13 protein-coding genes are annotated in these 22,063 nt (G+C 54.7%); 8 read left to right on the top strand and 5 right to left on the bottom strand.

Translation table 11 applies throughout. The features are described from left to right. The first annotated feature begins 3 nt into the window (after positions 1-3). On the top strand, positions 4-1,893 hold the full coding sequence (locus tag ABKW30_RS11755) for a 5'-nucleotidase C-terminal domain-containing protein (RefSeq protein WP_348599118.1): 1,890 nt from the start codon (positions 4-6) through the stop codon (positions 1,891-1,893). A 202-nt stretch (positions 1,894-2,095) separates the two neighbouring features. Here ABKW30_RS11755 and ABKW30_RS11750 read toward each other — a convergent pair whose 3' ends face one another. Continuing rightward, complete coding sequence (locus ABKW30_RS11750) at positions 2,096-3,571, bottom strand: NCS1 family nucleobase:cation symporter-1 (protein WP_348599117.1); 1,476 nt, start codon at positions 3,569-3,571, stop codon at positions 2,096-2,098. 345 nt (positions 3,572-3,916) lie between these two features. Between ABKW30_RS11750 and hemH the strand changes: the two genes are divergently transcribed. From hemH to ABKW30_RS11735, 3 genes are all read left to right on the top strand, one after another. Continuing rightward, entirely contained in the window at positions 3,917-4,966 is a 1,050-nt protein-coding gene (hemH, locus tag ABKW30_RS11745) for a ferrochelatase (RefSeq protein WP_348599116.1), read from the top strand. A 100-nt stretch (positions 4,967-5,066) separates the two neighbouring features. Next, positions 5,067-6,059 (top strand): SPFH domain-containing protein, encoded by a 993-nt coding sequence (locus ABKW30_RS11740; protein WP_348599115.1) that lies wholly within the window; start codon positions 5,067-5,069, stop codon positions 6,057-6,059. Positions 6,060-6,074: 15 nt separating this feature from the next. Further along, positions 6,075-6,533, top strand: coding sequence for an NfeD family protein (locus tag ABKW30_RS11735; RefSeq protein ID WP_348599114.1), 459 nt, complete (start codon positions 6,075-6,077; stop codon positions 6,531-6,533). Positions 6,534-6,745: 212 nt separating this feature from the next. On the opposite strand, the gene ABKW30_RS11730 is transcribed toward ABKW30_RS11735, so the two are convergent. Further along, the gene (locus ABKW30_RS11730) at positions 6,746-7,741 is read right to left on the bottom strand and encodes a KpsF/GutQ family sugar-phosphate isomerase (protein WP_348599113.1); all 996 of its coding nucleotides are present in this window, start codon (positions 7,739-7,741) and stop codon (positions 6,746-6,748) included. A gap of 156 nt (positions 7,742-7,897) precedes the next feature. Between ABKW30_RS11730 and ABKW30_RS11725 the strand changes: the two genes are divergently transcribed. Further along, positions 7,898-9,697: an outer membrane beta-barrel protein gene (locus ABKW30_RS11725; RefSeq protein WP_348599112.1), complete on the top strand. Its 1,800-nt coding sequence runs from the start codon at positions 7,898-7,900 to the stop codon at positions 9,695-9,697. 239 nt (positions 9,698-9,936) lie between these two features. Here the strand turns inward: ABKW30_RS11725 and galU are convergent, their stop codons facing one another. Continuing rightward, positions 9,937-10,839 carry a UTP--glucose-1-phosphate uridylyltransferase GalU gene (gene galU, locus ABKW30_RS11720; protein WP_008124652.1) on the bottom strand — a complete coding sequence of 301 codons (903 nt, stop codon included), beginning with the start codon at positions 10,837-10,839 and terminating at the stop codon, positions 9,937-9,939. Positions 10,840-11,134: 295 nt separating this feature from the next. On the opposite strand from galU, the gene ABKW30_RS11715 reads away from it, so the two are divergent. Both ABKW30_RS11715 and ABKW30_RS11710 read left to right on the top strand, forming a co-directional pair. Beyond that, positions 11,135-12,361 (top strand): lytic murein transglycosylase, encoded by a 1,227-nt coding sequence (locus ABKW30_RS11715; RefSeq protein ID WP_348599111.1) that lies wholly within the window; start codon positions 11,135-11,137, stop codon positions 12,359-12,361. 184 nt (positions 12,362-12,545) lie between these two features. Further along, positions 12,546-13,766, top strand: coding sequence for a DUF459 domain-containing protein (locus tag ABKW30_RS11710; RefSeq protein ID WP_348599110.1), 1,221 nt, complete (start codon positions 12,546-12,548; stop codon positions 13,764-13,766). Between the two features lie 520 nt (positions 13,767-14,286). Here ABKW30_RS11710 and ABKW30_RS11705 read toward each other — a convergent pair. Both ABKW30_RS11705 and gltB read right to left on the bottom strand, forming a co-directional pair. Next, positions 14,287-15,741, bottom strand: a complete 1,455-nt coding sequence (locus tag ABKW30_RS11705; protein WP_348599109.1) for a glutamate synthase subunit beta — start codon at positions 15,739-15,741, stop codon at positions 14,287-14,289. A 110-nt stretch (positions 15,742-15,851) separates the two neighbouring features. Then, positions 15,852-20,570, bottom strand: a complete 4,719-nt coding sequence (gene gltB, locus ABKW30_RS11700; RefSeq protein ID WP_348599108.1) for a glutamate synthase large subunit — start codon at positions 20,568-20,570, stop codon at positions 15,852-15,854. Between the two features lie 430 nt (positions 20,571-21,000). Between gltB and ABKW30_RS11695 the strand changes: the two genes are divergently transcribed. Next, positions 21,001-22,050, top strand: a complete 1,050-nt coding sequence (locus tag ABKW30_RS11695; protein ID WP_348599106.1) for a low specificity L-threonine aldolase — start codon at positions 21,001-21,003, stop codon at positions 22,048-22,050. Positions 22,051-22,063 lie beyond the last annotated feature (13 nt).

Raw genomic sequence — 22,063 nt, 5'->3', positions numbered from 1 at the left:
GTCATGTCCAGAACTTTCGGCAAGCTTTTCCTAGCTGCCTCCGCCCTCAGCATCAGTGCAGGCACAGCGATGGCTGACTATACGCTCAATATTCTGCACATTAATGACCAGCATTCGCGCATTGAGGCGATCAACAAATTTGATTCCACCTGCACCCCGGAAGAAACCGCCAAGAACGAGTGTTTTGGCGGCATTGCACGGGTTAAGGCCAAGATTGATGACCGCCGCGAGGCGCTTTCCAAGGATGGCGGCAATGTCATCGTGCTTGATGCAGGCGATGAATTCCAGGGTTCCCTGTTTTACACAACCTATAAGGGCGACGACACCGCCGAGTTCGTGAACGCCATCGGTTTCGATGCCATGGCGCTCGGCAACCATGAGTTCGACGGCGGCCCGGAAGTGCTGGGTAAATTCCTCGACAAGGTCAAAATCCCGGTCATTTCCAGCAATACACAGGCTGATGCGGAACCTCTTCTTGCCGGCAAGTTCAAACCCTACCTGATCAAGGAAATCGGCGGCCAGAAAATCGGCATCATCTCCGCGCTGACAACCGACACGGCAGAAATTTCCACGCCCGGACCTACTGTCAAATTCGCCGATGAAATCGAGACACTGACAAAGCTCGTTGCCACGCTGAAGGCCGAGGGCGTCAACAAGATCATCGCGCTCAACCACACCGGCTATTTCGAAGATGAAGAGATTGCAGCCAAGGTCGACGGGATCGACGTGATTGTTGGCGGTCACAGCCATACGCTCCTGTCCAGCACCGATCCTGACGCTGGCGGCCCTTACCCCACCTTGGTCAAAAACCCTTCCGGCCGCGACGTGCCAATTGTTCAGGCCAAGGCCTATTCCAAATATCTTGGCGAGTTGAAAGTCACCTTCGATGATGAAGGCAATGTCACTGCAAGTTCCGGTGCGCCGATCCTTCTCGATTCTACCGTCACGCCCGATGCAGCCATTGCCGCCCGCGTCGCGGAGCTGGCCAAGCCAATTGAAGAACTGAAAGCCCGCAAGGTCGCAGATACCGCAGGCGAGATCGATGGCTCGCGTGAAGTATGCCGCATCGGCGAGTGCAGCATGGGAAATCTTGTTGCCGATGCCATGCTCGACCGCGTCAAGGCGCAGGGCGTTACCATTGCGATTATCAATGGCGGCGGATTACGTGCCTCCATCGATGCCGGTGAAGTTACGATGGGCGAAGTTTTGACGGTTTTGCCGTTCCAGAATACGCTTGCAACATTCCAACTGCGCGGTTCCGATGTTGTCGCCGCACTTGAAAATGGTGCAAGCCAGATCGAAAAGATTGCAGGCCGTTTTTCACAGGTCGCAGGACTGAAATATACTTTCGATATTTCCAAGCCGGTCGGCAGCCGTGTTTCCAATGTTGAGGTCATGCAGGGCGATAGCTGGAAGCCGATTGATACCGGCGCAACCTATGGTGTTGTTTCCAACAACTACATGCGCGCTGGCGGCGATGGCTACAAGGTCTTCGCAACCAATGGCGTCAATGCCTATGATTACGGCCCCGGTCTGGAAGAAGTTCTTGCCGACTACCTGCAAAAGAACAATCCCTACAAGCCTGTCATGGATGGACGCATCACTTCGGCAAGCCCGATTGCCGTGCCTGTTCCTTCCGAAACAACAACACCCGCACCTCCTGCCCCACCTGCAACTGCCGCACCTGCTGCAGATGCTGCCAAGCCCGCTGATGCGGCAGCGCCTGCCACAACGCCGAGTTCCTATACAATCAAGGCCGGTGACAATTTCTGGGATATTTCCGAACAGGTCTACGGCGATGGATTCTCATGGAAGAAGCTTTCGCAAGCCAATCCCGATATGAAGATCAGGAAACTTCCCATCGGAGCGGAAATGAAAGTTCCTGCGAAGTAGCTTTTGATTGTTGCTGCATTGACATTATGCGTGGTTCGACGGGGCTCACCATGAGGAAGATTGTGATTTGCAGTATCTGTAGCCTGGCGATCCTAGCTCGTTGCAAACAGACCACCTTCCTCATGGTGAGCCCTGTCAAACCACGCATTTAAGTTATGCCAGCACTGCCTCGGAAATAGTGCTGGCATTTGATGCAGGTTATTCAGGCACGCGATCCCGCCAGTTGGGAAACCCGCACATTGCGCATCAGCAGGTAATGAACAGCGCCACCTGCCACGGCTCCCAGCAGCCAGCCCCAATCACCGCCATTACGGATAATTTGCGTCGCGCCCAGCACCGATAGCCCAATCGACAGCACGCTTGCGACTGCAAGCGCCAGCAGCGCCCGGCTGTTCCATCCGCGTTCGAAGTAGAGCGATCCTTCCGGCGACATCGTATAGAGGTCTTCAAGCACCACATTCTGCTTCTTCACCAGATAATAATCGGCAATCATGATGCCGAATATCGGACCGAGAACGGCGCCAAATATGCTGACGAAGATGGTAATAGCCTGCGGACTCGACACGAAAAGCCAAGGACAGACAAGCACCGAAAGAATGGACGTGATCAGCCCACCCATGCGGAAGTTGATCTTTTCGGGAAACAGATTGGCAATGTCATAGGCGGGAGAGACGAAGTTCGCGACAATATTGATGCCCATGGTCGCCACGATAAATGTGATTGAACCCAGCACGACCACCCATGGATTATTGATGCGCTCGACAATGGCTACGGGATCGAGAATGGCCTCGCCGAATACCTGTACCGTCCCCGCAGTCACGATGACAACGATGATCGCAAACACGATGAAATTGACCGGAAGCCCCAGAAAATTACCGATTTTCATGGCTTTCTCATCACGGGAGAATCGCGAGAAATCGCCGAAATTCAGTAGCAATGCCGCGAAGTAGGCAACGATCAGCATGGAAGCATTGGCCATATGCGACAGCGACGACCCTTCCGCCGGCGGCGCAAGTTGCAGTGACAGGCTGGAAAAGCCGGTCTGCGACAATATCCAGATCGCCAGCGCGAACATCACGACGTAAACCACAGGTCCGCAGAAATCGATGAACTTGCGAATGGATTCCATGCCGCGCAGGAAGATGAGCAGCTGGAACACCCACATGAAAAGGAAGCTGAGCCAGCCAAGTGTCGACAGCCCGAATATGTCGTTGCGTGTCAGTTCGACCGTGCTTGGCACAAGAGTGATTGCCAGCGCCTGCACGGCCTTGGAGGCAAAATATGTCTGCACACCATACCAGACGATACCGACAATACCGCGCAGCACGGCGGCAAGATTTGCCCCCATGACGCCGAATGACATGCGCGCAACCACTGGAAACGGCACACCATATTTCAAAGAGGGTTTGCCGATCAGGTTCATCAGGAAATAGACCACCGTTATGCCGACGATCATGGAGATCAAAACCTCCCAGCCGGTCAAACCCAAAAAGAACAGGCTGGCGGCAAATGTATAGCCACCAACGGAATGAACGTCCGACATCCACATGGCAAAAAGACTGAACGCGCCCCACGTTCGTCCCTCAGGTGCGGTGGGCGCAAGATCGGTACTGTAAAGCTGGGGATGTGCGCCGGTTACGACGAGTACGGGGGGCGTTGCATGCTGGTGGCTGGACATGAAAACCAATTCCTTTGAATGATGAACGCAGAGAACTGATTAAACGCAAGTTCCATGCCAAATGAAAGTCCGGTCATTTGCTGGCAAACAGGATTTTACAACCGGAAGAATGCCTCAAATCAAACCACAACTGCCAATAAAGGCGGCGTATTGCACCTATTCGAAACATGGTCTTGGACAAGATGTACCATTGATCGCACCCACGCCATGCGATAGCAGTTTGCAAAAATCCGGCGTTTCGATGAACCGGTTTATCTTGATCTGCGTACTCAACATGCGGCCTTTAGTGCCCTTGTAATAATGCGGGTGAACATTAGTTTCTGGCCGCAGAAGCGGAGTATGAATATGGAAATGTCTGGCGAGGCGATGGTGGCGGTTAAAAAACCACAAGACCATCCGCAAATGGAAACGTCGAAAATCGGCGTTCTGCTCGTCAATCTCGGTACACCGGACGGGACCGACAAGACCTCCATGCGGCGCTACCTCAGGGAATTCCTGTCAGATAAGCGTGTCATTGAATGGCCTCGTGCCATCTGGCTCCCAGTGCTTTACGGTATCGTGCTGAACACGCGCCCGAAAAAATCCGGTGCGCTCTACGACAAGATCTGGAACCGCGAGCGCAACGAGTCCCCGCTTCGGACCTACACCCGTGCTCAGGGCGAAAAGCTGGCCGTTACACTCGCTGAATACCCGCAAGTCGTCGTCGATTGGGGCATGCGCTACGGCCAGCCATCCATCGAACAGGCACTGGAACGGCTCGACAAGGCAGGTTGCAAGCGCATTCTGATGTTCCCGCTCTATCCGCAATATTCGGCAACGACGACAGCCACGGTCAACGACAAATTCTTCGAAGCACTGATCAAGATGCGCTACATGCCTGCGACCCGGACAGTGCCTTCCTATCAGGACGAGGCCGTCTATATCGATGCTCTCGCTATCTCGATTGAGAAGCATTATGCAACGCTGGATTTCGAGCCGGAACTGCTGATTGCTTCCTATCACGGCATTCCACAAAGCTATTTCAAGCGCGGCGATCCTTATCCCTGCCACTGCTGGGAAACCACCCGCCTGTTGCGCGAGCGGCTCGGCTGGGCGGAAGACAAATTGATTACCTGTTTCCAGTCGCGTTTTGGCCCGGAAGAATGGATGCAACCCTATACGGATAAGACGCTGGAAAAGCTGGCCAAGGACGGCGTAAAATCCGTTGCGGTCTTCAACCCCGGCTTTGTTTCCGACTGCCTTGAAACGCTTGAAGAGATTGCGGGTGAAGGCGAAGAAATCTTCCACAAGCATGGCGGTGTGAATTTCACCCATGTCCCCTGCCTCAACGACAGTGACGAAGGCATGCAGGTCATTGAACAGCTAGTCCGCCGCGAATTGCAGGGCTGGGTGTAGATTCACTGTTTTTTGACATCCCGACTATGGTCTATCGTGCACTCACCCGCTAAACGGGATAGATTGATTGCGGCCATGGAGCCACCACGGGGGAAATATTATGAGCGGTTTTGATTTCACGATACCGGTACTGGTCATTCTGGTACTGGCGATTCTGTTTGCGGGCGTGAAAACCGTGCCCCAAGGTTACAACTACACAATCGAGCGTTTCGGCAAATATACCCGCACCTTGTCGCCCGGCTTGAGCCTCATTGTACCGTTCTTTGACCGTATCGGCGCAAAGCTCAATATGATGGAACAGGTGCTTGCGGTTCCAACGCAGGAAGTCATCACCAAAGACAATGCCAACATTGCCGTGGATGGCATCGCCTTCTACCAAATCCTCAATGCGCCGCAGGCCGCCTATCAGGTTAGCGGGTTGCAAAACGCCATTCTCAACCTCACCATGACCAATATCCGTACCGTCATGGGTTCGATGGTTCTCGACGAACTCCTGTCCAACCGCGATACGATCAATGACCGTCTTTTGCGCGTTGTGGACGAAGCCGCCCATTCATGGGGCATCAAGATGACCCGTGTGGAAATTAAGGACATCAACCCGCCGAAGGATTTGCTGGATTCAATGGGCCGCCAGATGAAGGCCGAGCGTGACAAGCGTGCTGTGGTCCTCGAAGCGGAAGGCACCCGCGCCGCGCAGATTCTGCGTGCGGAAGGCCTCAAGCAGGCGCAGATTCTGGAAGCGGAAGGCAAGCGCGAAGCTTCCTACCGTGAGGCCGAGGGTCGCGAGCGTCTCGCCGAAGCGGAAGCCAAGGCAACAGAAATGGTCTCCGCCGCCATCACCAGCGGCAATGTCCAGGCGCTTAACTACTTCGTCGCGCAGAAATACACTGAAGCCTTTGGCAAATTCGCCTCAAGTCCCAACCAGAAGATTATCATGATGCCCATGGAAGCGTCAGCGCTCGTCGGTTCGCTCGGCGGCATTGGCGCCATCGCCAGGGAAGTCTTCGGCGATAATGCACCAACGACTCCGGCGAGCCCCGCTGCCCCTGCACGCGGACGCACTGTTCCGGGCACTGGCGGAACGAACTCCTAAAAGGAAGGGTTCAGTATGTTGGAGCGACTTGTTACAGAACTCGGTGCGTGGAACTGGATTGTCCTCGGCCTTGTCCTCATGATTCTTGAAGTTGCGGCGCCCGGCATTTTCTTCCTCTGGTTTGGCATTGCCGCGCTGATCGTCGGTGGCTTGGTCATTCTTATTGGCGATGCTTTGGCTATCGGCTGGCAGGTTCAGGTCATCCTGTTTCTGGTTCTGTCGCTGATTGCGGTTTTCATGGGCCGCAAGCTTGTCGGCGCTACTGACGCCGAGTCCGACGAGCCTTTGCTCAACAGACGTGGCGAACAGCTGATCGGCCAGATCGTTACGCTGGAAGAAGCGACAGTGAACGGCCGTGGCCGTGCGCGGATAGGTGACAGCCTGTGGCGTGTGACCGGCCCGGACCTTCCCGCTGGCACGCCTGTGAAAATCATCGGCATCGATCAGGGAACGCTGCAGGTGGAGGCGATTTAGAAGGCTCCCGACTGGAGGAGCCAGCTTTAATCTCCACCCTCTCCGTCATCCTCGGGCTCTTGACCCGAGGATCTACATAAAATGTGAATAGGTTTTTCACGCTTATCCATTTGCGAGATCAAGCTCGCACGTGGCATTTGGTCAAGCATGGTTTTGCTGTGGGTCCTCGGGTCAAGCCCGAGGATGACGGAGAGGTAAATGCTTTTAAATTTTTAAGCAGCGCCGATTCGCAGCAGATCGTGGAAGTGCACAATCCCGACCGGATGGTTGTCCTCGGTCACGATGAGCGCGCCGATATTGTGATCGTTGAGCAATGCCAGTGCCGCGCTTGCCAGCATTGTCGGCGGCACGGTTTTCGGGTTGCGCGTCATGATCTCTTCGACCGTCATCGTCACGAGACTGCGATGCAGGTTGCGCGAAAGATCACCGTCCGTAATGATACCGGCCAGCGTGCCGTCAGAATTTTTTACGGCAATGCAACCGAAGCGCTTGTCGGAAAGAACTTTCATTGCATCGGGAATCAATGTTCCAAGCGGCACCAGCGGAATCTGATCGTCGCGGTGCATGATCTCGCGCACATGCGTGAGAGCCGCGCCGAGCGAGCCACCCGGATGGTATGTCTTGAAATCAACGGCAGTAAAGCCGCGCGCCTCCAGCAGCGCAACGGCAATGGCATCGCCCATCGCCAGTTGCATCAGCGTCGATGTCGTTGGGGCAAGGCCGTGCGGACAGGCTTCCGTCACGCGCGGCATCAGGATCACCACATCGGCAGCCGTCGCCAGCGCTGATTTTTCACCTGCTGTCACCGCGATCAGCGGAATGCGAAAACGCCGCGAATAGCTGACAATGCCCTTCAGCTCCGCCGTATCGCCAGACCAGGACAGCGCCAGAATGGCATCATCCACCGCGATCATTCCGAGATCGCCATGATTGGCTTCCGAGGGGTGCACGAAAAAGGCCGGTGTACCGGTTGAGGCAAACGTCGCGGCAATCTTGGCACCGACATGTCCGCTCTTGCCCACACCCGTGACAATGATGCGCCCCTTGATCGCCGCTATCTTTTCGATAGCCCGGCAGAACGCGTCAGCCATAGGGCCTTCCAGCGCCGTGCTGAGCGCAACCAGCCCGTCTTGTTCGGTTGCAATCGTCCGTTTTGCGGATTCAACCGCAGCGGACCTGTCCAGTTTGGTATCGTTTATCGCCTGCATGGGCAAACCGTTAGCGCTTCCGCTTGCCGCTGTCCAATTTTTGTTGATCCCGCCTTTTCAAATCCGCATTTGACATGGGCAAAAGCCACGGTCTTATCAAGTCATTAACCATGCTTCTTTACCATCGCTCAAGGTTCGAACCTTGTGGCAAATCTATTGACTCAACCGCCCAAACCACGTGCAGAAGTGCGCCGAAATGGCCGTAGCTTCCGATCTGCAATCAACGCCTGCCTGATGGCAACGTTGCTTGGCAGCACCGCGTTTGGCTTTGGAAACTCTGCATTTGCGCAGCAGACGGTGCTTCCTGACAACTCCCAGTTGCGTGGCTCCATCCAGGAAAATGCCCCACCCCCAGCGCAAAACACCCGCCCTGCACGACCCGCTGATTCGCAGTCAACGCCGGGCCAGACATCATCACCTACCAATGATTCCGGCATTCCGTCACGACCCTATGAGCCTGTAAGTCCGGGCGCATTGCCTGCTGATGACGACAGTTCCAATCTCGGCCGGTTAGGCGTTCCTGCCAATGATGGCAGTCCTCCAAGCGGGCCGTCGGATAATAGCGGAGGAATTAATCCGCCGCCCTCCGTGGAAGAAACTGTCGTGCCTGTCCCTGCGGAGCGGGCACCAACGCCTGCCCGGCGGCCGGGCGCAACCAACGCGGCCACGGCTGATGCGGACGCCAATGTTGATCGCGACCCGGCCACTCTCTACGAGACCGGCGCGATCGAACAAAGCCAGGAAGCCAACCCGGCTGAACGGCGCACCGACAAGGATAACATGCCGGTTTCGGCGATTGAGCGGCGGACGCCGCGTCTTGATCCGGAACCCTTTGCGCCGCTTGGTATCCGCGCTGGCACGGTCATCTTGCGCCCCTCGATCAGTCAGGGCCTGCGCGCGACAACCAATGCCGATAACAGTTCAGACGGCAAATCTGCTGTCTTGTCTGAAACCCGCTTGCGTGCCCGCGCTACTACGGATTGGTCCCGGCACTCCGCTTGGCTGGATTTTGACGGCACTTACGACAAGACCATTTCAGGCGAAGATTATTCCGCGCCCAATATCGGCCTGCGCGGCGGCTTTCAGCTGGATCTCGGCGCACGCACAACCGTGACTGGTGAAGCTGGCTATCGCTACCGGCAGGAAGACCCCAGTGCTCCGACCACCATTCAGGGCACGTCGAACCGCCCGGGTGTGCAGGAGCTGGATGGAACGCTTGGCGTCCGGCATGAGTTCGGCAAGTTCTTCGGGGACCTCAAAGGCAAGGTAAACCGGACCACCTATGGCAAGGCCGAGATCGGCAACACCACCATAAGCCAGAAAGACCGCGACAATACATTTGCCAGTATTGCTCTTCGCGGCGGTTTCGAAATGTCTCCGGCAATCAAACCCTTTGCCGAGGTCGAAATCGGCAAGCTCATTTATGACGAGAAGGTCGACTTCAATGGCTACCGCCGCTCCGGTGTCCGCACAGGACTTCGCGGCGGGGTCGAGATTGATTTCGGTGAGAAAATGTCCGGCGAGTTCGCCGTCGGTTATCTTCGCCAGAGCATAGATGACGACCGGCTGAAGGCAGTTGAAGGTCTCAGCGCCGATGCGGCAATCAAATGGTCGCCGCAGCGTGGAACCGATGTCGATATTGGCCTGCTGACCCGTGTTGAGGGCGCCACTGCTCCTGGAGAAAGCGGCTCGGTGTATTATGAGGGGACGGTTGGCATCAAGCGGCAGGTCCGGGCCAATCTCGACCTCAATGCAAAGCTGATTGCATCCTTGCGTGACAACAAGGACGATACCGGACTGGACAAGGGATTTGGTGCGGAAATCGGCGCGACATACTGGTTCAACCGTTTTGTCGGTCTGGATGTCAGCGCCCGTCACCAGCTGGTTCGCAGCGACGTCGATTCACGCAATACCGATGAAACCAGCATCTATGTCGGTGTGACATTACAGCGGTAGTACAGAAGTATTGCATTGAACAAGTGCGTGGTTCGCCCTTCGGCAAACTCAGGAGGGCTCACCATGAGGAAGGTGCGAGGGCCGCAATAACCTGCAATCAACCCACCTTCCTCATGGTGAGCCCCGTCGAACCACGCTGAGCCTTTGAAGCAGTCAGCGTAAACTCATTAATCAACCGGCAAGCACATTGAATCCTCGGGTCAAGCCCGAGGATGACGGAAAGGTGTATTAGACCGCAATCACTGGCCCTTTGGCTTGATCGTCTTCAGCATATTGCCGATATTGTCGAACACGCCATTGCGGATATCTTCACGCCACAGCGCGAAGGCCACATTGGCTTCGACAAAACCTTCCTTGGAGCCGGTGTCATAGGTGCGGCCCTTGAAGTGATAGCCGAAGAAGTCCTGCTCCTTGGTCAGTTTCAGCATGGCATCGGTGAGCTGGATTTCATTTCCCGCACCGCGTTCCTGATTTTCAAGAATGCCGAAAATCTCCGGCTGCAGAATATAGCGGCCATTGATATAAAGGTTTGACGGTGCGGTGCCTTTGGCAGGCTTCTCCACCATTTCCGTCAATTCGAAACCCTTGCCGACAGGTTTGCCCTGGCCGACGATACCGTATTTATGTGTTTCGGCCGGATCACATTCCTGCACCGCCACGACATTGCCGCCGGACTGGTTGTAAAGCTCCACCATATCGGCGAGGCAGCCATTTTTCTCCGGCTGCATGATCATATCCGGCAGGAGCAGCGCAAACGGCTCATCCCCCACGATATCGCGTGCGCACCATACGGCGTGGCCAAGCCCCATCGGCACCTGCTGGCGGGTAAAGCTCGTGGTACCCGGGCGAGGCTGAATGCTCTGCAACTCTTCCAGCAACGCGGTTTTGCCGCGCTCTGTCAGCGAGGAATAAAGCTCATACTGCGCATCGAAATAGTCTTCGATGACAGCCTTGTTGCGTCCCGTTACAAAAATGAAGTGTTCGATGCCGGCTTCGCGCGCTTCATCGACCACATATTGAATGACCGGCTTGTCTACAACGGTCAGCATTTCCTTGGGAATGGATTTCGTGGCTGGAAGAACGCGGGTTCCAAAACCCGCAACTGGAAAGACGGCCTTGCGAATTTTCTTCAGTGTCGTCATCAGTACCTCGTTAGTGTTGTATGCGATAACTTGGTTAAACCGGTAATTGTCGCCGTGAACTCACAAAAGCCGCAGTAACAATTCAAATTTTGATATAATTTCCAAATACCGATTCCGGTTTTTGGGCGGGTTCTAGACAATCTGGCCTCAAAGAACGAAAATGCACAGGCCTGTAAAATAAATATTCTTTGCTGATGTTAATGTGAGCACTGGAATAGGCATGGTAAACTAATTCCTAACTTTGGCATGCAAATATTATCGTCTGAACCTGTGGAAACACATTCGAGGGCATAACATGATTGAAGTTTCGTCGGCATTATCCAAACGTCTATATATGATTGCGGCAGCGGCAGGCCTTGCGCTGTCACTGAACGTCAACAATGCCGCGGCCGATGCAAAGTTCCAAAACTGGATTGTTGAATTCCGGGCTACTGCGATGGCCAGCGGCATTTCCGCAGCGACCTATAAGCGTGCTTTTGCCGGTGTCACCGAAATTGATCCCGAAGTGCTGGAAAAAGCCAAGTTCCAGCCGGAATTTACCGCGCCGGTATGGGATTATATCGACAATCGCGTCAACGAGAATTCTGTCGCGACCGGCCGCGAAATGGCAAAGAAATATAGCCGCTGGCTCGGCGCCATCGAAAAATCCTTTGGTGTTGACCGCAATATTCTTCTGGCCATCTGGTCGATGGAAACCAACTACGGCGAGATCATGAAACGCGATGACGTGATGCGCGATGCTGTCCGCTCGCTCGCCACCCTCGCTTATGCCGATCCACGCCGCGCAAAGTTTGGCCGCACCCAGCTGATCGCCGCCATGAAAATTCTTCAGACCGGCGATATCGACCGGAGCCATCTGACCGGCTCGTGGGCAGGTGCACTTGGCCATACCCAGTTCATTCCAACCAGCTATCTGGCCTATGCCGTCGATATGGATGGCAATGGCAAGCGCGACATCTGGAATTCGATACCTGATGCCCTGGCAACAGCCGCCAATCTTCTGCGCAAGAATGGCTGGCAGTCCGGCCAAACATGGGGCTACGAGGTTGTTCTGCCTGCCGGGCGTAAATTCCCTGCAGGCTCAAAAACAATTGCTGAATGGCAGAACCTTGGGGTTGTCCGCGCCAATGGCAAGGCCTTCCCCAATGGCAGCATCAAGGCAACGCTTAAAGTGCCGGATGGACGTCAGGGGCCATCGTTCCTTATGACCAAGAACTTCTTTGTCCTGAAGAATTACAATAACGCCGATAAATATGCGCTTGGTGTAGGACTTCTGGCAGACCAGATCGCCGGTTCCGCAGGCCTGCGTCAAGACTGGAACCGCCCTTTTACGCCAATCACAATGAAGGAGCGCGAAGAACTTCAACATCATTTGACCGAACTCGGCTATTATGACGGCAAGGTAGATGGCAAGATCGGTAGCGGTTCGCGCAATGCCATTCAGGCGTTCCAGACCCGCATGGGCATGGACCCTGATGGGCATCCGAGCAAGGAAGTGCTGACGATCCTGCGCAAGAAGTAAGTCAATTCGCTTGCCGGACTGGTGCGTGGTTCGACAAGCTCACCATGAGGGACGAAGCGTTTTGCAACGAGTTATCACGACAGACGTTGGAGACGATTGTGACAATTCAGCTCCCTCATGCAGTCTGGATACGCCTCTCAGTGCAACTCCCGCATGCAGCCCTACAACCTTCCTCATGGTGAGCTTGTCGAACCACGCACAGTTCATCTGTAAGAATATCTTTCATCATCGTATCGTTCGTCTTTCTATCATTCTCACATTGCCTGCCATTCTGGTTTTCACCGAAACTGCGTCCGCGCGCACTTTGCTCGATATGCTGATGGGGCGCCGCGAGATTTACCGCGAGGATACGGACCGCCTGATTGACGATGGCCGGAGAACGCGCCCCGAGCCGAGAACCCGGCCCGCAAAACGGACACGCCCCAAAACCTCACCGGCAGGGCCACAGGCCGGGCCGACACCCGCAGCGACCGCCGAACCGGCAATTCCCGCCAAGTTGCCGGATGCCAAGACTGTTCTGGTTGTTGGTGACTTCATGGCAAGCGGCCTTGCCGAAGGTCTGGATGCGGCGTTCATCGATAGTCCGGGAGTGCGGGTTATCGACAAAGCCGATGGCTCATCCGGTTTTGTACGCGATGACCATCTTGATTGGCCGGCGACCATTGGCAGCTTGATCGAAACGGAAAAACCTTCCGTGGTGGTCGTCATGGCAGGGGCAAATGACCGCCAGCCATTTACCGGTGTTCAGTCCGAGGCCAAGGGTAAGCCACTTTTAAGTGAAGAATGGTCAAAGGAATATCAGGCACGGCTCAGCGCATTTCTTGATACCGTAAAGAAAACCGGACAGCCGGTCGTCTGGGTCGGGCAACCGGCCTTCAAGACCAAAAGCATGACGAACGATGTTCTGGCTTTCAACGAGCTTTATCGCAATGCCGCTGAAAAGGCTGAAGGTTCATTTGTCGATGTATGGGATGGATTTGTCGATCAAAGCGGCACCTTCACCCTGACCGGATTTGACATGTCGGGACAGACAGCGCGCTTGCGTAACAATGACGGTATCGGACTTACCGCCGCAGGCAAGCGCAAGATCGCCTTCTATGTCGAGAAGCCGCTGCGCCAGTTGCTTGGCGCGGCAACCTCGCCGGACATTGCTGCGATAAAGCCGGGCGCTCCGGTGCAGGCGCTACCCGAAACGCCATCCGGGCCAGTAAAAGTTGACCGGCTGGCTCCGATCAGCCTGAATGACCCTGAACTTGATGGTGGCACGGACTTGCTTGGTGCGCCCGCGCGAGCGGTTCCCGCTGCCGAGAAATCAGCCCGCGATCTTCTCGTCAACCAAGGCATTGCACCGGCAAGCCAGCCCGGCCGCGCTAACGACTTCTCCTGGCCGAAACCTGCGAAGTAGCGGTTTAAGTGGGTGTCGATCCAACACTGCTTAGCTGCAATGCTCAAATGGTAAAGTTCGGATTAACAAGGCGTTGGAACTGCGGCAAGAGAAAGTCGTAATCCGAGAGCTTTGACTAGCTTGCTCATGGTATCGAGCGTCGGATTGTCACCAAGCCGCAGCCCATGTCGATCATCTCACGGCTCTGTCCTGTATCTTGGGTAAATTGAATTGCACCATGAGCGCGCAATATCGCGAAGCGCAGCCGCGATCAGTTTATCGTAGGCAATTCCGCGCTTGCTCAACCTTTGATTTCTCAATCAGCGATTTGCAACTCGTGGCGAGCAGCGCCCATCAGAAAAGTATTATCGTTGCTCAGAGACCAGCTTCGATGAAACCGGAAAAAACGGTAACTCAGACACCATTGATCAGGATGGCGAAGATTACAGAGCAAAATCCCTGAATGTCGCAGCAAAATGATCGATTTTTGCAGCAAATTTGTAACCACCGCGTGCAATTTGGTTGCGCGCGGTAGAAATATCTATCGAGGCAGGACTGTCGCTCCCATCAAAGCCGCATCTATCGAGGCTGCCGCCTGACGCCCTTCGCGGATCGCCCAAACGACCAGAGACTGGCCGCGCCGCACGTCGCCAGCCGTGAAAAGCTTGTCGACACTCGTGCGATATTCCACGTCATCCGCTACAACCGAACGGTTGCCGCGACGATCAGCCTTCATCTCCAGCGATCCGGAAAGTTCCTTGACGATCCCGTCTTCGAACGGGCCGGAAAAGCCGATGGCAATAAAGGCAAGATCAGCCTTGATGAAGAATTCTGTCCCGGCAATTGGCTTGCGCGCCTCGTCGACTTCGCAACACTTCACATGCGTCAGCTCGCCATTTTCTCCAATGAATTCAAGCGTCGCCACCTGAAATTCGCGGGTCGCCCCTTCGGCTTGCGATGAAGATGTGCGCATTTTTGTCGCCCAGTAAGGCCAGACGCTAAGCTTGTCTTCCTTCTCCGGAGGCTGAGGGCGAATGTCGAGCTGGGTAACTTTAACTGCACCCTGACGGAACGCCGTACCCACGCAGTCGGATGCCGTATCACCACCACCGACAACCACAACGTGCTTTCCTGACGCTACAATCGAGTCGCTCTTCCAGGCAACGGACTCGATGTTCTCGCGGCCTACGCGGCGGTTCTGCTGTACCAGATAGTGCATTGCATCGTGCACGCCTTCAAAATCCGCGCCCGGTATACCTGCAGGACGCGGCGTTTCAGCCCCACCACAATACAAAACCGCATCATAGCTATCGATAAGCTCTTGAATTGGCTTATCAATTCCGACATTGACGCCACAGAAAAATGTGACGCCTTCCCCTTCCATCTGGCTGACCCGGCGGTCGATGAAGTGCTTCTCCATCTTGAAATCCGGAATGCCATAACGCAGCAAACCGCCCGGCCTGCTTTCGCGTTCGTAGACATGAACCTCATGTCCGGCACGACCCAACTGTTGCGCCGCCGCCATTCCCGCTGGTCCGGAACCGATCACAGCAACATTCTTGCCGGTCTTTGAAGCCGCTGGCTGTGGAATGATAAATCCGGTTTCATAGGCCTTGTCTGCAATCGCCTGCTCGACTGTCTTGATCGAAACCGGAACGTCCTCAAGGTTCAGCGTACAAGCTTCTTCGCAAGGTGCAGGGCAGATTCTCCCTGTAAATTCAGGGAAATTATTGGTCGAATGCAGGTTACGGATCGCCTCATCCCAGTTGTCATTATAGACGAGATCGTTCCAGTCCGGGATTTGGTTATGAACCGGACAACCCGTTGGGCCATGACAAAACGGGATGCCGCAATCCATGCAGCGCGCGGCCTGCTTTTTGACCTCGCCATCGGTCATGGGAATTGTGAACTCCCTGAAGTGGCGAATACGATCCGATGCCGGCTGATACTTGCCAACCTGCCGGTCTATCTCAAGAAAACCTGTAACCTTACCCATAAAACTTCTCCCCTCGCCTCTCGGAGGGCCACCCATATCGATTTAAATCGATGGGCAGCATTGGACCTTGGCCGAGCATCGTGAAGACGCTCGAAGCCAAGGCATTGAAATTATTCGGCTGCGACACCCATCCGCATACGCTCCATGTCTTCGAGCGCGCGTCGGTATTCTACCGGCATCACTTTTACGAATTTCGGCCTGAAGGTCTCCCAGTTATCGAGAATTTCCTTCGCGCGGCTTGAACCCGTGTAGTGCATGTGGTTCGAAATCAGTTGAACCAGACGCTCCTCGTCATGCCGTGTCATATTCGCTGAAACATCGACACGTCCTTTGTGGGCCAGATCACCACCATGGTGATGCAGCTTCTCAAGGATGTCGTCTTCTTCCGGAACCGGCTCCAATTCGACCATCGCCATGTTGCAGCGTTGGGCAAAATCACCAGCTTCATCAAGCACATAGGCAACACCGCCGGACATACCGGCTGCAAAGTTGCGTCCGGTTTGACCGATGACGACGACGACACCGCCGGTCATGTATTCGCAGCCGTGATCGCCTGTGCCCTCGACAACGGCAATCGCACCCGAGTTACGCACAGCGAAACGTTCACCGGCAACACCGCGGAAATAGGCTTCGCCTTCGATAGCTCCGTAAAGCACGGTATTGCCAACTATAATCGACTCTTCCGGCACTATTTTCGTGTTTTCAGGCGGGCGAATAACAATGCGTCCACCGCATAGGCCCTTGCCTACATAGTCATTGCCATCGCCGATCAGATCAAACGAGATGCCGCGTGCGAGGAATGCGCCGAAAGACTGTCCGGCCGTTCCCGTGAACTTCACCGAGATAGTGTCTTCCTTCAGGCCCTTGTGCCTGTAGCGCTTGGCAACTTCACCAGAAAGCATTGCGCCCGCAGAACGATCGACATTCTTGATGTCCATTTCGATCTTCACCGGCAGCTTGCTTTCCAAAGCCGGTTGCGCCTGCTCAATCAGCTTGCGGTCGAGAACATCGAAAATCGGATGGTTCTGAAGCTCGGTCCAACGGGTCTTTTCTTCAGGTGCTTCCGGTTTGTGGAATATGCGACTGAAATCGAGCCCCTTGGCCTTCCAATGATCAATCATCTCGCGCTTTTCGAGAAGTTCGGCTTTTCCGACAATCTCTTCAAACCGCGTGTAACCCATTTCAGCGAGGAACTCTCGAACCTCTTCCGCCATATAGAAGAAGAAGTTGATCACATGTTCCGGTGTGCCTTTGAAGCGCTTCCGCAAAACAGGGTCCTGTGTCGCAACACCAACAGGACAGGTGTTCAGGTGACACTTGCGCATCATGATGCAGCCCGCTGCGATCAATGGTGCGGTAGAGAAACCAAACTCATCAGCGCCCAATAGTGCACCGATAATCACATCCCGGCCAGTGCGCAAGCCGCCATCTACCTGCAAGGCTATACGCGAGCGAAGGCCGTTGAGAACCAGCGTTTGCTGAGTTTCAGCCAAGCCCATTTCCCATGGACTGCCCGCATGCTTGAGCGATGTCAGCGGCGATGCACCGGTCCCGCCATCGTAACCGGAAATGGTAATATGGTCTGCGCGTGCCTTGGCAACACCGGCGGCAACCGTGCCGACCCCGACTTCCGATACGAGCTTAACGGAAACATCGGCTTCCGGATTTACGTTCTTCAAGTCATAGATCAGCTGCGCCAGATCTTCGATTGAATAAATATCGTGATGCGGCGGCGGCGAAATGAGACCAACGCCCGGGGTCGAATGCCGGGTCTTGGCAACCGTGGCGTCAACCTTATGGCCCGGCAACTGACCACCTTCGCCCGGCTTTGCACCTTGGGCAACCTTGATCTGCATCATGTCGGAATTGACGAGGTATTCCGTCGTCACGCCAAAACGACCCGATGCCACCTGCTTGATCGCAGAACGTTCGGGGTTTGGCTTGCCATCTGGCAGTGGATAGAAGCGATCCGGCTCTTCGCCGCCCTCGCCCGTGTTGGACTTGCCGCCGATGCGGTTCATCGCAACGGCCAGCGTTGTGTGAGCCTCGCGGCTGATCGACCCGAATGACATCGCGCCCGTTGAGAACCGCTTGACGATCTCCTTGGCTGGTTCAACATCGTCTATAGATACAGGCTTGCGCCCTGTATCGTTCGCCATCTTTATGTTGAACAGGCCGCGAATGGTCTTGGCTCGTGCCGACTGGCTGTTCACCAGATCGGAATACTCCTTGAAGGTGCTTGCCGAGTCCGTACGAACGGCATGCTGGAGTTTTGCAACAGCGTCCGGCGACCAAAGATGTGCTTCGCCACGCATGCGGTAAGCATACTCACCGCCAACCTCCAGCGTATTCAACAACACAGGATCATTGCCGAAAGCATCGCGATGGCGCCGAACAGTTTCTTCAGCGATTTCCTCGAGACCGACACCTTCGATCATGGTTGCCGTGCCGAAGAAGAAGCGGTCAACGAACTCCGACTTCAAGCCCACAGCGTCGAAAATCTGCGCACCGCAATATGACTGATAGGTCGAGATACCCATCTTCGACATGACCTTGAGAATGCCCTTGCCGATCGACTTCATATAGCGCGATACGACTTCCTTCGCGTCCACTTCCGGCGGGAACTCGCCCCGCTTGTGCATTTCGAGCAATGTGTCGAACGCCAGATAAGGGTTGATTGCTTCCGCACCATAGCCTGCAAGGCAGCAGAAATGATGCACTTCGCGCGGCTCACCCGATTCAACCACCAGACCAACCGAGGTCCGCAGACCTTTGCGGATAAGGTGATGATGAACGGCAGCCGTCGCGAGAAGTGCCGGGATCGGAATGCGATCCGGCCCAACCTGCCGGTCAGACAGAATGATGATGTTATAACCACCGTGAACTGCAGCTTCCGCACGGTCACAAAGCCGCTCGACAGCACCAGCCATTCCGGCTGCGCCCTCTTCAACAGCGTAAGCTGTATCGAGAGTCTTCGTGTCGAAACGGTCTTCCGTATGACCGATTGAGCGGATTTTCTCCAGATCGCCATTGGTCAGGATCGGCTGGCGGACTTCCAGCCGCTTGCGCCGCGATGTGCCAACCAGATCGAAAAGGTTCGGGCGTGGACCAATGAATGAAACAAGGCTCATCACCAGCTCTTCGCGAATTGGATCAATCGGCGGATTCGTGACCTGCGCGAAATTCTGCTTGAAGTAGGTATAAAGCATCTTCGACTTGTCAGACATTGCCGAAATAGGCGTATCCGTACCCATCGAGCCAATAGCTTCCTGACCTGTCGTCGCCATTGGCGACATCAGAATGCGTGTATCTTCCTGCGTATACCCGAATGCCTGTTGACGATCGAGAAGGCTGACGTCCTTGCGCAATGCGCGTGGTTCAACCGGGCTCAATTCTTCCAGGATCAGCTGTGTGTTCTTGAGCCACTGCTTGTATGGATGGCGATTTGCGATCTCGGACTTGATCGTATCATCCGAAACAATCTCACCCTTTTCCATATCAATGAGCAGCATGCGACCGGGCTGCAGACGCCATTTCTTGACGATCTTTTCCTCTGGAACCGGAAGCACGCCCGCTTCTGATGCCATGACGACAAAATCATCGTCCGTGACGAGATAGCGGGCTGGACGCAGACCGTTACGGTCCAGCGTTGCGCCGATCTGGCGGCCATCTGTAAAGGCAACGGCAGCTGGCCCGTCCCATGGCTCCATCAGGGCCGCGTGATATTCGTAAAAAGCCTTGCGGTCGTCCGCTATCAGCTTGTTGCCGGACCATGCCTCAGGGATCAGCATCATCATCGCATGAGCAAGCGAATACCCGCCCTGAAACAGGAACTCCAAAGCATTGTCGAAGCAAGCTGTATCCGACTGGCCTTCATATGAGATTGGCCAAAGCTTGGAAATGTCGTTGCCAAAAAACTCGGAGTCGACCGAGGCTTGCCGAGCAGCCATCCAGTTGACGTTGCCGCGCAATGTGTTGATTTCGCCGTTATGCGCAACCATGCGATAGGGATGCGCAAGCTTCCACGATGGGAATGTGTTGGTCGAGAAGCGCTGATGCACGAGGGCAACGGCACTGACAAAACGCGGATCCTTTAGATCCTTGTAGTAGGCACCGACCTGATAAGCGAGGAACATACCCTTATAGACAATCGTCCGCGCCGACATGGAGACAACATAGAAATCGCTCTCTTTGTCGCCATTCTCCTTATAGATGCGGTTTGAGATCACCTTGCGCAGGACGAAAAGACGACCTTCGAAGTCTTCGTCGGATTCAATGTTAGGGTTACGCCCTATGAACACCTGACGATGAAAGGGCTCGGTCGCAGCAATATGCGGAGCCTTTGACAGCGAAGAGTTGTCAACTGGCACGTCACGGAAGCCGATCAGAGTCTGGCCTTCCGAAGCAATAACCTCAGCGACGACCTGCTCAATATGAGCACGCTCTTCCGGGTCCTGCGGCATGAAGAAATAGCCAACGGCATATTGGTTTACGGCAGGAAGCTCGACGCCCTTTTCGGCCCACTCGGCACGGAAAAATGCGTCTGGAATCTGCACCAGCATACCAGCACCATCACCCATCAAAGGATCGGCACCGACAGCGCCGCGATGGGTAAGGTTTTCAAGCATGAAAAGTCCGTCTTCGATGATTTTGCGGGACTTCTCGCCCTTCATATGGGCAACGAAGCCCACACCACACGCATCATGTTCGTTGCGCGGATCATAAAGACCTTGAGCTTTGGGAAAACCTGACAATTTATTGGTTTTGACCGCACGATTCTGTACGGCCTGAGCGAGTTCAGTCGTTACAGATGGCGTCAAATCCGACATCGTCAATTCCTCCAATTCATGCCCTCGCAGGGCGGTCTTATCTCTTAGGGACGGAATAGCATAATTCACGCCCCGCTTCATGCGGCATATCTTCCGATTATAAGATTGCGGGCACCTCAAGGAGGACGAAAGCCAAGCTTGCCGTCCTAAATCCTCAGCCCCCACAAATAGGACAGCATTGCTGTCGTATTAGCGTATGCCAGAATAATTCCAAACAAACAAGATGGAAAAGCAAAAAATAACATCAATCCGCGAAAGAAGATTGCGTCAAATTGTCAATTTGGTCACATTAGTTACGGAAGCAGGATTTTCCGCTAAAAATCACCAACTAAGTAGTTACTTCATCCGGCTTTATCGCGGGAGGCCGCTTTCCAGCGCGCTTTGAAAGGCGTAAGCCTCTGCTCATTCATCCTGAACAGAGGTAAGATTCATGCACTTTGCGTCCGATAACTGGGCCGGCGCCCACCCCAAAATTGCAGAGAATCTCAACCGGCATTCTGATGGCTTTGCCTCAGCCTACGGTACCAGCACGCTTGACCGCACCGTGGATGAGACATTCAACACCATATTCGAGCGCGAAGTCGCCGTTTTCTTTGTTGGAACGGGGACTGCTGCCAATTCGCTGGCTCAAGCCGCCATTGGCAAGCCAGGAGGCGTTACGTTTGCACATCGTGAAGCTCATGTGATTGATGACGAAGGTGGGGCTCCCGGTTTTCTCTCTGCTGGAGGCCGTTTGCAGCCGGTGGATGGCCCAACCGGGCGTATTGATATCAACAATCTAAAAGCAGCGATCAAGGGTTTCGCTCCCGGCAATGTTCATGCGGGCCAGCCTTCGGGCGTTTCTATCACGCAGTCCACCGAGATCGGCACACTCTATGAATTGAGTGACATCGCGGCAATCTCTGCACTGTGCAAAGACAATGGCTTGCCACTCCACATGGACGGTGCACGATTTGCCAATGCTCTGGTGACCCTTGGCTGCACTCCTGCGGACATGACGTGGCGGCAGGGCATCGACATTCTCTCCTTCGGAGGAACCAAAAATGGCTGCTGGTGCGCCGAGGCTTTGGTGTTCATGAATCCGGATCAGGCAAAAGAACTGCCTTACATCCGCAAGAGATCCGCCCAGCTTTTCTCAAAATCGCGGTTTGTAGCAGCGCAGTTCGAAGCTTATTTTGCTGACGGACTATGGTTGGAACTGGCAAGCCATGCCAACGGCATGGCAAGAGCACTTTCAGAGCAGATTACCGCCTCGAAAAAATTGAAACTGGCTTGGGAGCCACGTGCAAACGAAGTTTTCGCTATCGTTTCCAAAGATAATATTGCCGGTTTGCAGGCAAGTGGAGCTATTTTCTATGAGTGGAAGCCGCCCCACAACGAAGCAAAATTGATTACCGAAAATGAAACGTTGATTCGACTGGTCACAAGCTTCGCAACGACACAGGAAGAAGTCAGCCGATTTGGTGATCTGATCGCATAAAAAAGCGGCGCAT

Origin of the sequence: Phyllobacterium sp. SB3, assembly GCF_040009165.1 — a bacterium.
Taxonomy (GTDB): domain Bacteria; phylum Pseudomonadota; class Alphaproteobacteria; order Rhizobiales; family Rhizobiaceae; genus Phyllobacterium.
Note: the sequence above shows the minus strand (reverse complement) of the source record. Positions and strands in the feature narration are given on the sequence as shown.

What these genes read in the sequence shown, in the direction of transcription:
- ABKW30_RS11750 (WP_348599117.1), bottom strand. Translation starts at nt 3,571, where the DNA reads ATGTCCAGCCACCAGCATGCAACGCCCCCCGTACTCGTCGTAACCGGC.
- ABKW30_RS11715 (WP_348599111.1), top strand. Translation starts at nt 11,135, where the DNA reads ATGATTGAAGTTTCGTCGGCATTATCCAAACGTCTATATATGATTGCG.
- ABKW30_RS11740 (WP_348599115.1), top strand. Translation starts at nt 5,067, where the DNA reads ATGAGCGGTTTTGATTTCACGATACCGGTACTGGTCATTCTGGTACTG.
- galU (WP_008124652.1), bottom strand. Translation starts at nt 10,839, where the DNA reads ATGACGACACTGAAGAAAATTCGCAAGGCCGTCTTTCCAGTTGCGGGT.
- ABKW30_RS11730 (WP_348599113.1), bottom strand. Translation starts at nt 7,741, where the DNA reads ATGCAGGCGATAAACGATACCAAACTGGACAGGTCCGCTGCGGTTGAA.
- ABKW30_RS11695 (WP_348599106.1), top strand. Translation starts at nt 21,001, where the DNA reads ATGCACTTTGCGTCCGATAACTGGGCCGGCGCCCACCCCAAAATTGCA.
- ABKW30_RS11705 (WP_348599109.1), bottom strand. Translation starts at nt 15,741, where the DNA reads ATGGGTAAGGTTACAGGTTTTCTTGAGATAGACCGGCAGGTTGGCAAG.
- ABKW30_RS11735 (WP_348599114.1), top strand. Translation starts at nt 6,075, where the DNA reads ATGTTGGAGCGACTTGTTACAGAACTCGGTGCGTGGAACTGGATTGTC.
- hemH (WP_348599116.1), top strand. Translation starts at nt 3,917, where the DNA reads ATGGAAATGTCTGGCGAGGCGATGGTGGCGGTTAAAAAACCACAAGAC.
- ABKW30_RS11755 (WP_348599118.1), top strand. Translation starts at nt 4, where the DNA reads ATGTCCAGAACTTTCGGCAAGCTTTTCCTAGCTGCCTCCGCCCTCAGC.
- gltB (WP_348599108.1), bottom strand. Translation starts at nt 20,570, where the DNA reads ATGTCGGATTTGACGCCATCTGTAACGACTGAACTCGCTCAGGCCGTA.